Origin of the sequence: Eubacterium xylanophilum ATCC 35991 (assembly GCF_000518685.1) — a bacterium.
GTDB lineage: Bacteria > Bacillota > Clostridia > Lachnospirales > Lachnospiraceae > Eubacterium_F > Eubacterium_F xylanophilum.
Map to the genome: position 1 here is coordinate 17,496 of NZ_JAEB01000012.1, position 15,263 is coordinate 32,758.

14 protein-coding genes are annotated in these 15,263 nt (G+C 41.6%); all 14 read left to right on the plus strand.

Going from position 1 to position 15,263, the window contains the following annotated elements; all coding sequences use genetic code 11:
• Positions 1-2 precede the first annotated feature (2 nt).
• The 14 genes from rlmN (at position 3) to L877_RS0103195 (ending at position 15,254) form a co-directional block, all read left to right on the plus strand.
• Positions 3-1,046, plus strand: a complete 1,044-nt coding sequence (gene rlmN / locus L877_RS0103130) for a dual-specificity RNA methyltransferase RlmN (RefSeq protein WP_026834850.1) — start codon at positions 3-5, stop codon at positions 1,044-1,046.
• Between the two features lie 34 nt (positions 1,047-1,080).
• Positions 1,081-1,803: a Stp1/IreP family PP2C-type Ser/Thr phosphatase gene (locus tag L877_RS0103135; RefSeq protein WP_026834851.1), complete on the plus strand. Its 723-nt coding sequence runs from the start codon at positions 1,081-1,083 to the stop codon at positions 1,801-1,803.
• A 68-nt stretch (positions 1,804-1,871) separates the two neighbouring features.
• Positions 1,872-3,899 (plus strand): Stk1 family PASTA domain-containing Ser/Thr kinase, encoded by a 2,028-nt coding sequence (gene pknB / locus L877_RS11950; protein ID WP_051437643.1) that lies wholly within the window; start codon positions 1,872-1,874, stop codon positions 3,897-3,899.
• The gene (gene rsgA, locus L877_RS0103145; RefSeq protein ID WP_341349121.1) at positions 3,899-4,798 is read left to right on the plus strand and encodes a ribosome small subunit-dependent GTPase A; all 900 of its coding nucleotides are present in this window, start codon (positions 3,899-3,901) and stop codon (positions 4,796-4,798) included. Before pknB ends, rsgA begins: the two co-directional genes overlap by 1 nt.
• A 51-nt stretch (positions 4,799-4,849) precedes the next feature.
• Positions 4,850-5,509: a ribulose-phosphate 3-epimerase gene (gene rpe, locus L877_RS0103150; protein WP_026834853.1), complete on the plus strand. Its 660-nt coding sequence runs from the start codon at positions 4,850-4,852 to the stop codon at positions 5,507-5,509.
• A 25-nt stretch (positions 5,510-5,534) separates the two neighbouring features.
• Positions 5,535-6,632, plus strand: a complete 1,098-nt coding sequence (ychF, locus tag L877_RS0103155) for a redox-regulated ATPase YchF (protein WP_026834854.1) — start codon at positions 5,535-5,537, stop codon at positions 6,630-6,632.
• Between the two features lie 12 nt (positions 6,633-6,644).
• Positions 6,645-7,508, plus strand: coding sequence for a prolipoprotein diacylglyceryl transferase (lgt, locus tag L877_RS0103160; RefSeq protein WP_034784968.1), 864 nt, complete (start codon positions 6,645-6,647; stop codon positions 7,506-7,508).
• 291 nt (positions 7,509-7,799) lie between these two features.
• Positions 7,800-8,228 carry a division/cell wall cluster transcriptional repressor MraZ gene (gene mraZ / locus L877_RS0103165; protein ID WP_341349122.1) on the plus strand — a complete coding sequence of 143 codons (429 nt, stop codon included), beginning with the start codon at positions 7,800-7,802 and terminating at the stop codon, positions 8,226-8,228.
• A gap of 15 nt (positions 8,229-8,243) precedes the next feature.
• Positions 8,244-9,179 (plus strand): 16S rRNA (cytosine(1402)-N(4))-methyltransferase RsmH, encoded by a 936-nt coding sequence (gene rsmH / locus L877_RS0103170; protein WP_026834857.1) that lies wholly within the window; start codon positions 8,244-8,246, stop codon positions 9,177-9,179.
• A 35-nt stretch (positions 9,180-9,214) separates the two neighbouring features.
• A complete protein-coding gene (locus L877_RS0103175) occupies positions 9,215-9,655 on the plus strand; it encodes a hypothetical protein (protein ID WP_026834858.1) in 441 nt (146 codons plus the stop codon).
• Between the two features lie 114 nt (positions 9,656-9,769).
• A complete protein-coding gene (locus L877_RS11955) occupies positions 9,770-11,695 on the plus strand; it encodes a peptidoglycan D,D-transpeptidase FtsI family protein (protein ID WP_207637222.1) in 1,926 nt (641 codons plus the stop codon).
• 44 nt (positions 11,696-11,739) lie between these two features.
• The gene (mraY, locus tag L877_RS0103185) at positions 11,740-12,705 is read left to right on the plus strand and encodes a phospho-N-acetylmuramoyl-pentapeptide-transferase (RefSeq protein ID WP_026834859.1); all 966 of its coding nucleotides are present in this window, start codon (positions 11,740-11,742) and stop codon (positions 12,703-12,705) included.
• 33 nt (positions 12,706-12,738) lie between these two features.
• A complete protein-coding gene (murD, locus tag L877_RS0103190; protein WP_026834860.1) occupies positions 12,739-14,070 on the plus strand; it encodes a UDP-N-acetylmuramoyl-L-alanine--D-glutamate ligase in 1,332 nt (443 codons plus the stop codon).
• Positions 14,067-15,254, plus strand: coding sequence for an FtsW/RodA/SpoVE family cell cycle protein (locus tag L877_RS0103195; RefSeq protein WP_084554748.1), 1,188 nt, complete (start codon positions 14,067-14,069; stop codon positions 15,252-15,254). The genes murD and L877_RS0103195 overlap by 4 nt, the downstream gene beginning before the upstream one ends.
• The last annotated feature ends 9 nt before the right edge of the window (positions 15,255-15,263 follow it).

Genomic DNA, 15,263 nt, shown 5'->3' on the forward strand with positions numbered 1-15,263 from the left:
AGATGGAGCTCCGAGACCTTAAGAGTTTGACAATGGAAGAGTGTATAGAGGTTGCCGAGAAACTCGGTGAGAAGGGTTTTAGGGGCAAGCAACTATACAAGTGGTTGCATCACAACCGAGTAGAGAATTTAGATGATATGAAAAATCTTCCCGGTAAATTTAGGGATAGGTTAAAAGAAGAATACTATATAGCCAATGTGAAAATAGTCAGAAAGCAAGTATCTAAGAATGGAGATACGGCAAAGTACTTGTTTGAGCTAGAAGATGGAAAGTTTATCGAGAGTGTGCTCATGAAGTACAAATACGGTAATAGTGTTTGTATATCTTCTCAGGTAGGATGTCGCATGGGATGCACATTTTGTGCCTCAACTTTGTTGGGGTTGGAACGAAGTCTTACGGCAGGTGAGATGCTGTCTCAGATATATAAGATCAATGAAGAGACAGGGGAACGAGTATCCAATGTCATTGTCATGGGAATGGGCGAGCCGATGGATAACTATGACAACTTGCTCAGATTTATAAGGATTATCAATGACGAAGATGGGTACCATTTGAGCCAGAGAAATATCACAGTATCCACATGCGGAATTGTTGAGGGGATTAGAAAGCTTATGCAGGAAAAGTTGCAAATAACTCTGGCAATAAGCCTTCATGCACCCAATGACGAGATTCGCAGACAGACCATGCCTGTGGCGAATAAGTATAGCATGGATGAGATTTTTGAGGCATGTCGCGAATACAAGGATGTAACGGGACGAAGAGTGACATTTGAGTATACGGTTATCGACGGAGTAAATGACAGTAAGGATAATGCTCTGGAGCTTGCGAGACGATGCAAGGGCATGGGTTGTCATATTAACCTCATCCCACTCAATGAGGTCAAAGAGAGAAAATGCCGTCGTGCAAAAGAAGAAAACATAGAAGATTTTAAAATAATACTTGAAAAAAATAAAATAAATGTTACTATTAGAAGAGAGATGGGTGGCGACATAGATGCCGCATGCGGTCAGCTTCGCAACACACATCTCGAACAAAGCGCGCATTAGAGCGGGTTTTGCTAACGATAAGGAGGTCACATAAGTGCAGTGTTTTTCGATGACAGATGTGGGGCTTGTCAGAAATTCTAATCAGGATTTTGTATTTTGTTCCGGAGAACAAATAGGGGAGTTTCCCAATCTGTTTATTGTGGCTGACGGAATGGGTGGTCACAGAGCTGGAGATACAGCTTCTAGATTATGTGTCGAGAGTTTTGTATCTCAAATCAAACAAAGTGCCAAGACTACGCCGATAGGATTGTTCAATGAAGCTGTGGAAGTGGCAAATGCCAGTATTTTTGAGAAATCAAGTACAGATGAGCACTTGCAGGGCATGGGAACAACGGTAGTTGCGGCGGTTGTTATAGGTGATACTGCCTATATTGTCAACGTTGGAGACTCCAGACTCTATTTGTATGGTGAGGGATTTAGACAGATTACAGTCGATCATTCCCTTGTAGAAGAGATGGTTCAGTCTGGAAAGATTCAAAAAGAAGATATGAGAACTCATCCGAATAAGAATATTATTACACGAGCTCTTGGAACTACTTCAAAGGTCAAAGCAGATTGCTTTGAAGTTGAAGTGAATCAGGGGAACGTGCTTTTGTTGTGTTCAGATGGACTTACCAATATGCTCGAGGATACGGAGATAGAACGGATTATAAGTGAGAATATTGATAATATGGAAGAAGCGGGCAAGAAGCTCGTGAATGCAGCAAATTCATCAGGTGGAAAAGACAATATAAGTGTTATATTAGTTAAAATATAGTAGAAGATTATATTACAGGTTATTTCTTATTATGGAATAGTTAAGGAAGCGAAATTAAGGAGGAAACCGTGTTGATAGAAGCAGGAACCATTATTGCAGATCGCTATGAGATTTTGGAAAAAGTCGGAAGTGGCGGTATGGCAGATGTTTACAAAGCCAAATGTCATAGGCTTAATAGATATGTGGCAATCAAAATCCTCAAAAATGACTACAGCGAGGACACTAAATTTGTCACAAAATTCAAGGGCGAAGCACAGGCCGTTGCCGTGTTATCTCATCCCAATGTAGTCAGCATTTTTGATGTAGGCGAGGAGAGAGGGATGTACTATTTCGTCATGGAGTTGATTGACGGAATCACCTTGAAAAAGTACATAGAAGAGAAGGGAAAGCTCACCATCAAGGAGGCAGTTGGAATCGCACTTCAGATTGCCAACGGACTTGATGCAGCCCATAGAAATAATATAATTCACAGAGATATAAAGCCTCAGAATATTTTGATTGCGAGGGATGGAACAGCAAAAGTTACCGATTTTGGTATAGCTAAGTCGGCAAGTTCCAATACAATTACAGCTAATGCTATGGGGTCAGTACACTACATATCTCCGGAGCAGGCGAGAGGTGGATATAGCGATGAGAAGAGCGATATCTATTCACTGGGTGTTACAATGTATGAGATGCTCAGCGGAACACTTCCATTCAACGGAGAAACTGCAGTAGCTATTGCATTGGCCCATGTTCAGGAGGATGTGGCGCCGCTTGCAGCTATCGATGCTACAATCCCTAGGGGACTAAGTAATATCGTTGCCAAGTGTATGCAGAAAAAGCCGGAACTTAGATACTTGTCTGCAGCAGATCTCATCGCAGATTTAAAGATGTTTATGCAAGATCCATCCGGAGAATACGGCATTATCGGTGGCTTATACGACGATGAAGCTACTAAGTATATGTCAAGAGAAGAAGTTAAGACCATTCGTGAGGCTTCTAGAAACAATATTGGAAGTCCGGTTAAGGTTGCTGAAAATGAGCCGGAAGATGTGGATGACAACCAGAAGATGCTAAACCGCGCAGTTGTCGGGGGAAGTATCGCAGCAGCACTGGTTATCGGCGGAATTGTGATATATATTCTCGGACTATTTATAGGACTTTGGGGCGGAAGCTCACCGGCGACACCACAAGATCCTGCGACTTCTGCGACTCCAACTCAGGCGGCACAGCAGCAAGGAGAGGCCCTTCCGGACTTTTCGAATGAGTTAAAGGACAAGGTAGTTGTAGAACTTGGCAATATGGAACTCAAGTATACGCTCGTGGAAGAGGCGTCTGATACTGTTGAGAAGGATAATGTCATAAGAACTAATCCGGCAGCAGGATCAATTGTAAAGCCGGGTGATTCTGTAGAGCTTGTGATTAGTACAGGCGTTGAGCAGATTAGTGTGCCGGATGTATCTAGAAGCACTGTGGGAGATGCTATGAATGACCTTCAACAGAAGGGATTTACTGTAAAGCAGGGAGACGACGTATACAGTAGCGTTCCTGTCGGAAGAGTGGCATATACAAAGCCTGCAGCAGGAAAGAAAGTGAATAAGGGTGCAACAATCACTCTCTTTGCAAGTAAGGGCGAAGAGGTTAAGGTTACAACCGTTCCAAATATCGTAGGAATGAGAAGGAGTAAAGCTAAGGCGGCTTTGAAGGCAGCAGGTCTTGTCTATGGAAGCGAGTCTCAGAATTACTCATCGACTACTCCTAAGAACCGCGTTTGTGTTCAGAGTGTAGCTTCCGGAAAACAGGTGGAAGAGGGAACCCAAGTGGATGTTACAATCAGTCTTGGTGAAGAGACCACTTACTCATATGTAGGTAGCGTGACTATCGATAATCCATTTGAATATGAGACGGATCCATCTGCTAAGTTTGAGTTTGTGCTCACACAGTCCGGTGCATCGGATAAGGTAGTAAGAAAAGCAACTCTTAGCTACAACAGTTTCCCATATACAATCAGTGATGTGGAGGGAGCTAATGCCAATACAGGTAAGATTGTTGTTTACAAGGATGGCGAGAATGTTGCCTCGTATTCAATAAGCTTTAAGAAGGTTGCCAACTGATGATTAAGGGTAAGATAGTCAAAGGTGTAGGTGGTTTCTATTACATCAATACCTCGAAAGACGGAATCGAAGATATCTATGAATGCAAGGCCAAGGGCGTTTTTCGCAAGAAGAAGGAAAAGCCACTCGTGGGAGACAATGTAAAGATAAATATTGTAGACTACGAAAAAAAGCTTGGCAACATCGAAGAGATTCTCCCACGAACCAATAGGTTGATCAGGCCGGAAGTCGCCAATGTGGATCAGGCCATGATAATATTTGCAATGGAAAATCCAAAGCCAAACTTTAACCTTCTGGACAGGTTTCTTCTTTGGATGGACCAGGAAAATGTTCCGACAGTGATATGCTTTAACAAAGAAGATTTGGTTAGCGAGAAATACAAGGATGAGATTGCTGCCATCTACGGGAAAAGCGGAAAGAAGATTATATATGCCAGTGCCAAAAATGGCATCGGAATAGAGAATATAAGGGAGATCCTTGAAGATAAGACTACGGTTGTTGCCGGACCATCAGGTGTAGGAAAATCTAGTATTATCAACGGAATATTTTCAAGGAATATTTCTAATACAGGCGATATAAGCGAAAAAATAGGGCGAGGAAAGCATACTACAAGACACTCTGAGTTGTTTTTTGTCGGAGGAAATACATATCTTTTTGACACTCCCGGTTTCAGTTCCTTAAAGGTTCCGGAAATCGACAAGGAGGAGTTGGCTGGATATTATGAAGAATTCTCCGAGTACATTGGTGAGTGCAGATTTCTTGGATGTACTCACACCCATGAGCCGAATTGCAAGGTCAAAGAGATGCTAAGTAAAGGAGCTATATCAGAAGTGAGGTATAACAACTATATGCAGATTTTTGATGAGCTTAAGGAATGGGAAAAGAACAGATATAAATAGTCTATGTGGTATTTAGAAAAAAAGTCTATAAGGAAGGCAAGAGGTAATTATATGACATACAAGCTAGCACCGTCGATATTGGCGGCGGACATTTCAAAACTTGGTGAAGAGTTGGAGGCTGTAAAGAGAGCAGGAGCAGATTATATTCATATTGATATTATGGATGGGATGTTTGTTCCCAATATTTCCTTTGGAATAACGGTAGTTGAAGGAATTAGAAAATGCGTAGATACTTTTTTTGATGTCCATTTGATGGTTCATGACCCTATTAGATATATAAGGGATTTTGTGGAGGCGGGAGCTGATGGACTTACTGTTCATTATGAAGCATGTGACGATTTGGATGCGACAATTGATGAGATTAAAAGCTTTAACAAAAAAGTTGGAATAGCTATTAAGCCTATGACAGACGTGAGTGTCGTTTTGCCATATATGGAAAAAGTGGACATGATTCTCGTTATGACAGTAGAGCCTGGATTTGGTGGACAGAAAATGAGAAAAGAAATGTTCGAAAAGATAAAAACTATTAGAAGTTATGCAGAAGAGATTGGCCATGAAGTTGATATTGAGGTAGATGGTGGAGTTGGTGTTGACAACCTAGATGAGGTTCTCGATTCAGGCGCCAATGTCATAGTTGCCGGAACCAAGATATTCAAAGGCGACATAGTGGCAAATATGGATAGCTTTAAGAGTATAATTAATAAAAGATAAAAGAATAATCTAAGGAGATGACATAATGAAACTAGGAATCGTAGGATTGCCAAATGTAGGTAAAAGTACACTATTTAATTCGTTGACCAAGGCCGGAGCGGAGTCAGCTAACTATCCGTTCTGTACAATTGATCCCAATGTGGGAGTTGTGCCTGTGCCAGATGAGAGACTGGATGTCTTGGCCAAAATGCATAATTCTGGTAAAATCGTGCCCGCAGTAATCGAGTTCGTAGATATTGCAGGACTTGTTAAGGGGGCTTCTAAAGGTGAGGGACTAGGAAATCAGTTTCTCTCCAATATTCGTGAGGTTGATGCCATAGTCCACGTAGTTAGATGCTTTGAGGACAGCAATATTGTCCATGTAGACGGAAGTATTGATCCACTTCGCGATATCGAGACAATTAATCTCGAGTTGATTTTCTCTGATATCGAAATCTTAGATAGAAGACATGCCAAGGCAGTTAAGGCTGCGAAGTCAGATAAGAAGGCACTTGGCGAAGTTCAGTTTATAGAGAGATTGAAGACATTCCTCGAGGAGGAACATCTTGCCAAGAACTTTGAGTTAAACAATGAAGACGAAGAAGGTTGGTTTAGTGAGTATAATCTGCTCACTGCGAAGCCGGTTATATATGCTGCCAACGTGGCAGAAGATGATCTTGCAGACGATGGAGTAAACAATGCACAGGTTGCCAAGGTCAGAGAATTTGCAGAGGCAGAAAAATCAGAAGTATTTGTAATCTGCGCTCAGATCGAGCAGGAGATTGCAGAGCTTGATGATGAAGAGAAGAAAATGTTCCTCGACGACTTGGGATTGTCAGAGTCGGGTCTTGAGAAGCTTATCAGAGCTAGTTATAAACTCCTTGGTCTTATAAGTTATCTCACAACAGGTGAGATGGAGACGAAGGCGTGGACAATTACCAATGGAACCAAGGCTCCACAGGCGGCAGGAAAGATTCATACGGACTTCGAGCGAGGATTTATCCGAGCTGAGGTTGTTTCATATGATGATATTGTTGCCAATGGTGGTAAGAGCGGTGCTAAGGAGAAGGGACTTGTTCGTTCTGAGGGTAAGGAATATGTAGTTAAGGACGGAGATGTAATCGAATTCCTTTTCAATGTGTAAGAGAGGAGCATTATGGGCGACATTTCATTTCCACATCTTGGAATTACTATAAGTAATCTTCCCAAGGGGTTTGAAATCTTTGGGTTTCACATCGCATTTTACGGTATAATAATTGCCCTGGGGATGATTGCAGGACTTGCAATAGCAACTCGCGTGGCCAAGAGAACAAATCAGAATCCGGAGTTGTATACGGATTTTGCTATGATTGCCATTATAGTCTCGCTGATAGGAGCGAGAGTATACTATGTGGTATTCAGCTGGGATAGTTACAAGGACAATATTATTGATATTTTTAATGTCAGACAAGGTGGTTTAGCCATATACGGAGGCGTTATAGGGGCAATAATCACGGCGATTATATTTTCTAAAGTGAAGAAGTATAATCTTAAACTTTTGCTGGATACCGGTGTTGTTGGCTTGATATTAGGTCAGATTATCGGAAGATTCGGAAACTTCTTTAATAGGGAAGCCTTTGGAGAGTATACGGATAATATCCTTGCGATGCGTCTGAGATATGACCAAGTTAACACGGATACTGTTACAGACTTGATGCGCCAACATATGGAAACTGTAGATGGAGTGAGTTATTTTCAAGTTCATCCCACCTTTTTGTATGAATCATTGTGGAATCTAGGGGTACTGATACTACTACTGGTATTTACCAAGAGAAAAAAATTCCACGGTCAGATTTTCTTGCTATACTTAATTGGTTATGCTCTCGGCAGAGTGTGGATTGAGGGACTTCGAACTGATCAACTTCAGATTGGATCCACAGGAATTGCTGTATCCCAGGTTTTATCGGGGGTATTGATTGTTGCCGGCATAGTTATGTGGGTGATTTTTAGCAGGAAAAAGCTTCCGGTGGAGACTGAATAAAAAGGGTGGAGCGATGTGGTGAATAAACAAAAATAATTTTTTTGCAATATGCGTGAACGAAATGCAAAGCACAAGATATTGTGCTTTGTGTTTTTTTTGTGCTTATTTTGTCCTAGATGTGGTTGTACGCACATTGTAGAACCTAGTAAAATGGGGATTTTTGCCCCGTTTTTTTGAAAAAAAACACTTGCATTTCTTCGCGAGTTATTATAAAATTTATATTGTGAGGTGGGGGAATGTGGTAGATTATAGTAACAATGTGGATTGAAGTGGGGTAAATGTATTATGTTCATGAGTACATATCAACACAGTTTTGATACAAAGGGTCGCGTAATCGTTCCTGCGAAGCTTAGAGCTGAGTTGGGAGATTCTTTTGTTGTGACCAAAGGTGTTGATGGATGTCTTTATGGTTTCCCCACAGAAGAGTGGAATAAGTTCCTGGTAGAGCTTAATCAGCTGCCTAATAATAAAAATGGTCGTAGAACCAAGAGATACTTTATGGCAGGAGCTGCTGAGTGCGATATTGATAAGCAGGGACGTGTGCTGATTCCTAATATGTTGAGAGAATTTGCCTCAATGGAGAAAGAGGTTGTGTTTGTCGGCATGATGACCAAGTTTGAAATATGGAGTAAGGATGCTTGGGAGAGAGAATGTGCTGAAAATGGAAGTGACATCGATGAGGCTATCGAAGATCTTTCAGAATTGGGCATTTCTTTGTAGAGGAGACGATGAACGATGGAATTCAATCATGTATCAGTACTCTTGGATGAGTGCATAGAGGGATTGGCAATCAAAGAAGACGGAATATACGTCGATGGTACACTCGGAGGTGCCGGTCATGCGTACGAGGTATGCAAGAAATTGTCGGACCGCGGAACATTTGTTGGTATCGACCAAGATGCAACGGCAATTGCAAAGTCCACAGAGAGACTAAGTGAATTTGGCGGTAAAACGCGCATTGTGAAAAGTAATTATACATATATCAAGTCAGTCCTAACCGACCTTGGGATTGACGGAGTGGACGGGATTCTGCTGGATCTGGGCGTGTCTTCGTATCAACTTGATACCAGTGACAGAGGTTTTTCGTATCGAATGGATGCGCCACTCGATATGAGAATGGACCAAGACCAGCAGCTAACTGCCCGCACTATTGTAAATACTTACGATGAGCGTACATTATATGAAGTCATAAAGACCTATGGCGAAGAGCGTTTTGCGAAGAATATTGCAAGAAATATTGTAAAGGCAAGAGAGCAGAGCCCTATAGAGACAACTTTTGAGTTGGTGGAGATTATCAAGAATTCTATGCCGGCTAAGGCGAGAAACTCCAAAGGGCATCCTGCAAAACGCACATTTCAGGCGATAAGAATAGAACTTAACAGAGAATTGGAAGTTCTTCAGAATTCTCTTGATGATATGGTATCGGCGTTAAATCCCGGAGGCAGACTTTGTATCATAACATTTCACTCCCTTGAGGACAGGATTGTTAAAAAACAGTTTAGGACATGGGAAAACCCTTGTACATGTCCACCTGATTTTCCGGTATGCGTGTGTGGGAAGAGACCTCTTGGCAAAGTGGTTACCAGAAAACCGATTTTGCCGAGCGACGAGGAGATGGAAGTTAATCCTAGGTCAAAAAGTGCGAAGTTGAGGATTTTTGAAAAAAGTTGAGTATGGATTGGAAAAAGCTAAGGAGGAAGTTGAGTATGGCGAGAAACACAACTATATATGTTGATGGAAGCACGGCCAGAAGATTGGTTAATAATCAAGCAGTGCCAGAAAGACGGCGTGAGTATGAGCCAGGGAAGAGGCCATCTACCCGTCCAATTATTAAGAGAAAGATCGATCCGATTGCCGTTATTGTTGTGGTTTTCACCATTGCAGCTGCTGCTTCTCTGATATTTTGTACAATAAATATGAAAACAAATGAAACAATTAAGGCAGAAAGTGTTGCAAACCTACAGAGTGAAGTGATAGAATTAGAAAAGGAGAATTCTAACGCGGCACAGAACTTGGAAGATTCTGTGGATTTAGGAGCAGTATACAAGAAAGCGACCAAGGAGCTCGGAATGCAGAATGCAAGTAGCGAACAGATCATGAGCTATGAGAGCAAGAAGAGCACCAAGGTCAAAGTCCATAATAGATAATATCAATAAGCATTAGAATTTTCCCACCTTGTAGCATGGCTCAGGGTGGGAAAATTGAGTGTATGGATAAATATGTGATAGAAGGGTTCATATAACATGGATAGGGATTACCGTATGGATAGAAGATATAGAAGAAAGAAAAGTGTGACTAGAATGAAGCTGACGAGAGGGATGAAGATTTCCCTTTTTGTTGGCCTTGTTGTGTTTTTATTGGCATCAATCGGTATGGTTGCCAGAATTATCTATATTAATCGTGTTCACGGAGATGATTATAAGAAGCAAGTTCTTTCGCAGCAATCTTATTACAACAAAGTTCTCAATTATAGGCGAGGAGCCATCATGGATCGCAACGGAACCATATTGGCTCAGAGTATCAGAAAATTTAATCTTGTTTTGGAACCTAGAACCTTGGGGGAGGATCCGGAGCACAAGACGATGGTATTTAACAAAATTGCCATGATTTTTGGAGCGGATGTCACGGAGCTTGAGGCAGTTATGACCAAGTATCCGGATTCAATGTATCAAAAGATTGATTCTCTCAAAAATATTCCGACGGACAAGGTGGAGCTATTCAAGGAGTCAATGGGTGAGTCGGACAATATCCCGGGAGTTTGGTTTGAAGAGACATTTGTAAGACAGTATCCTTTGGATACAATCGCCTGCAATATTGTTGGTTTCACTTCGGCTGAAGACAGTGGAACATATGGAATAGAAGGATCTTGTAATAGTCAATTAACAGGTACAACGGGAAGAGAGTATGGTTACTTTGATGCCGACATGAATTATCAGCAAACGGTGAAAAAGGCGACCAATGGAAACTCTGTTGTGTTGACAATAGATGCCAATGTTCAACGCGTTATAGAAGATATGATTCAGAAGAAGAACAAGAGTCTCGGCGCAGAGAATATTGCTGTAATGGTGATGAATCCCAATAATGGAGAGATTCTTGCCATGGCATCTCAGAATAAATTCGATCTCAATAATCCGCAGAATATGGAGATGACTTATTCCAAGGAGGAACTCTCCAAGATGAAAAAGAAAGAAAAATCTGCTGCGATTATGAGGATGTGGCAAAACTACTGCGTATCCACGTCTTATGAGCCGGGATCGACATTTAAGCCATTTACTGTAGCGGCTGGGCTGGAAGAGGGAGCATGCAGCCCTTCGAATTACTATAATTGCCCGGGATCAATGACCATTGCCAATCAACAGATTCACTGTGCTAACAGAAGCGGTCATGGAGTTGTCTCCCTTGAAAAGAGTTTGAATGAATCTTGTAACTGCGCTATGATGCAGATTGTACAAAAACTTGGAGTTAAGAAGTTCCACAAGTATACCAACATCTTTGGCTTTGGAGAGATGACCGGTGTGGATGTGCCTGGAGAGGCATCCGGATACTGCCACAGCCTAGAGAGGTTTGGACCGGTGGAGTTGGCTACAAGTAGTTTTGGTCAGACACAGACTGTGACTATGGTGCAGATGGCAGCTGCTTTTTCTTCTGTGGTTAATGGTGGAAACTATTACCAACCACATGTTGTAAAGGAAATTCAGAACGAGAGCGGCGTCAAGGTTGAAGGCAGGGAGGCAGAGCTTATCAGAAAGACTGTTTCCGAGTCCACAAGCAGAAAACTTAGAAAATATCTCAAGTCAACAGTGGAAGTTGGAACGGCAAAACCGGCAGGTGTAGTTGGCTATGAGGTTGGAGGTAAGACCGGTACAGCCCAGATGCATGACAGACATGGAACTGTAAGAGGAAAGTATCTTGTTTCGTTCTTGGGATGTGTCCCAGCTGACAAACCGGAAGCAGTTATCTATGTAATTATAGATAGGCCTCATGTGGAGGATCAGGCTCATAGTACATATGCTACGGAATTTGCATCGAAGATTATGAAGAAGATTCTTCCGTTTATAGGACTTTACGCATCTGACAAGGTTGGACCTAAGGAGACAAGTGCTCCTGAAGATACCAAACAGGACGAAGTCAATCAAAGTGGCGATAACGATAATCAGGACGAAGCTAATCAGAGTGGCGATGAATAATATGCTAATATAGAATATAAATATAAAAACTGGAGGAAACAATAATGATCGATTTTTCAATATGGATGCCAATAGTACTTTCTTTTGGCTTGACTGCAATTATAGCCCCAATGGTGATACCTTTCTTGGTAAAGCTCAAGTTTGGACAGTTCGTGCGAGATGACGGACCGGAATCACATCTAAAGAAGGCCGGAACCCCGACTATGGGAGGAATCATCTTCCTGGCGGGAATCGTGCTGACGAGTATTGTCTTTGCATGGAAATATCCTGCAATTATTCCTGTGGCTTTTATGACAGTCGGATTTGGAATAATCGGTTTTATAGATGATTACTTGAAAGTGGTTAAGAAGCAGTCTGAGGGCTTTAAGCCAATGCAGAAAATGTTCGGACAGCTTATTGTCACATTGGCATTTATAGTATATTATTATAAAGTTGCCGATCTTGGATCTGAAATTAGAATTCCTTTCACAGACGGTATGATGATTACTATGCCAACATGGCTTTTCATAATATTTGTTTTATTCGTTGTTCTGGGAACAGTTAATGGAACTAACTTCACAGATGGACTTGATGGACTTGCATCAAGCGTGACAATTATAGTGGCAGGATTTTTCTTAGTGGCTTCTATGAAGCTTTGGCCGGAGATTGCTCCGATTAATGGTGCTGTTATGGGTGCATTGATGGGATTTTTGCTCTATAATACGCATCCCGCCAAGGTATTTATGGGTGACACAGGATCACTTGCATTGGGTGGATATGTAGCAGGTATTGCAATTATGTTAAAATTGCCTCTTTTCATTGTGATAGTAGGTATGATATATTTGATAGAGGTGTTGTCAGTTATTTTGCAGGTTGGATACTTTAAGTTGACCCACGGCAAGAGAATATTTAAGATGGCACCAATTCACCACCACTTCGAGTTGAGTGGATTTAAGGAGACACAGGTTGTTTCCATGTTTACAATTATTACAGTTATTCTTTGCATTTTGGGCTTAATTGCCTTAAAATAGATGAGATAGATAATATCAAGGAGTAGTATTATTATGGATTTAAAGGGAAAGAAAGTCCTCGTTGTAGGACTTGGAAAAAGCGGATATGCAGCATATGAATTGCTCAAGGAGATGGGCGCTGATATATCTTTGTATGACGGAAATGAGTCGCTAGAGGTAAAAGTAGATGATGTGGATGTATACCTCGGTGATTTTGATAGGAATATTTTCAAGAAATTCGAGATTGCAGTATTTAGTCCCGGAGTTCCACTCGATATACCTATTGCCGATTTTCTGAGGGAAAATGGCACGGAAATTATCGGAGAGATTGAACTTGCATATTTGTGGGAGAAGGGAACAGTTGTTGCGATAACCGGAACCAATGGAAAAACCACTACAACAACTCTCGTTGGAGAGATTTGCAAGGCCTATAATCCTAAGACCTATGTGGTTGGAAATATCGGAAATCCTTATACCAAAGAGGTTTTGAAGACATCTGAGGATTCAATTACAGTGGCGGAAATCAGTAGTTTCCAGCTTGAAACTATGAAGACATTTAAGCCTAAAGTTAGTGCAATTCTCAATATAACACCGGACCATTTGAACAGACACAAGACCATGGAAAACTATATTGCAGCCAAATTATCCGTGGCCAGCAATCAAGGACCTAAGGATCTGTGTGTAATCAATTATGAGGATGAATTGCTCCGTAAAAACTTGTCAAAGATTATTACTAAAATCCAGTTTTTCAGCAGCTCCAGAGTGATTGAGAAGGGCATGTACAAGGACGAAGAGGGATTCATAGTAGATGGAATTACCAAGAAGAGACTCTTAGATCAGAGAGATACAAAGCTCCCCGGCGATCACAATGCTGAGAATATCATGGCTGCGCTGTTGATAGTAAAGAAGCTTGGCGTGCCTATGGACTTGGCGGTGGAAGTTGTGAAGAATTTTTCTCCGGTTGAACACAGAGTTGAATTTGTGGAAACTGTAGATGGTGTAGATTACTACAATGACTCCAAGGGAACCAATCCGGATGCCGCAATCAAGGGTATTCAGTCCATGGATCGTCCAACGGTACTCATAGGAGGAGGATATGACAAGGGCGGTGAGTTTGATGCTTGGATTGAGAGTTTTGATGGAAAGGTCAAGAAACTTTTGCTTATGGGTGAGACGAGAGAGCGAATCGCTGAGACCGCCAAGAAGCTCGGATTTACAGATTATGAATTTGTAGACAGTCTTGAGGACGCAGTAGCCAGAGCCGAGGAAATCGCTGTAAGTGGCGATGCGGTACTACTTTCCCCAGCATGTGCTAGTTGGGATATGTTTGATTCATATGAGCAGAGGGGAAATATCTTTAAGGAATTAGTAAGAAAACAGAGGTGATTGATTTGGCTGAAAATATCAGATCAAGTAGATTGGGCGATAAAGTGAAGACAAGAGTAAAGGACAGTACTTTTGATTACAGTCTTTTGCTTGTTGTCGTATGCCTTATTGTCTTTGGATTGCTGATGATATTTAGCTCAAGTTCATATATTACACAAAATTCCAGAAGATATGGCAACGATCCGCTATATTTTTTAAAAAAGCAAGGGCTTGGTATAGTGATGGGTATCGGCTTGATGCTTGTTACAACTACTCTGAATTATAAGTTTTTTCTTCATAAGTTCAAATTTAGAGTTGTTACGATTTATTATTTTATAACGCTTATTATGCAGACGATGGTACTCTTTGTGGGAATGGAGGTAAATGGTGCGAAGAGATGGCTTTCAATCGGAGGATTGATCACAATTCAGCCGTCAGAGTTCACTAAAATCGCGCTGATTCTCATGCTTGCCACGTTCTGGCAAAGTAAGTACAGATGGCCATATGAGAGGCACAAGCTCCTTTATGTCGGCTTTATTTCAGGCCCACCTATTATTCTTGTTGCCCTTGAAAATGTTAGTACGGCTATCGTGCTTTGCGTGATAGTAATGGGCATGTGCATAATCGCAGCAAAGAAGAAATCCATGTGGATAGGCCTGACACTTTTGGGTGCCACAGGAGTTGTAGTGGTACTAACCAAGATGGCCACGGGATTTAGAGGACAGAGAGTTAAGGACTGGATTGCAATAGGCAATGGACTTAAGCCAAGCCAAAGCGGTTTTCAGATTTTGCAAGGTCTCTATGCAGTGGCATCAGGTGGATTAAAGGGAGCCGGAATCGGCAATGGAATCCAAAAGCTCCACAATATTCCGGAGCCTTATAATGATATGATCTTTGCAGTTGTCTGCGAGGAACTTGGAATAATCGGTGCTGCAGTGGTATTGTTCATGTTTATTATTCTTCTTTGGAGAATATACAATACGGCTGTAACTGCTCCTGATATGTTCAGTGGATTAATCTGCGCAGGAGTATTTATCCATATTGCAGTTCAGGTTCTGATGAATGTAGCGGTTGTGACCAACAGTATGCCGTCAACAGGTGTGCCGCTTCCGTTTATAAGCTATGGAGGAACCAGTGTATCTATATTGATGGCGGAGATAGGAATTGTTTTGGGAATATCCAGACGCCGAGTATTTGTAGAATAGGAGGGGATC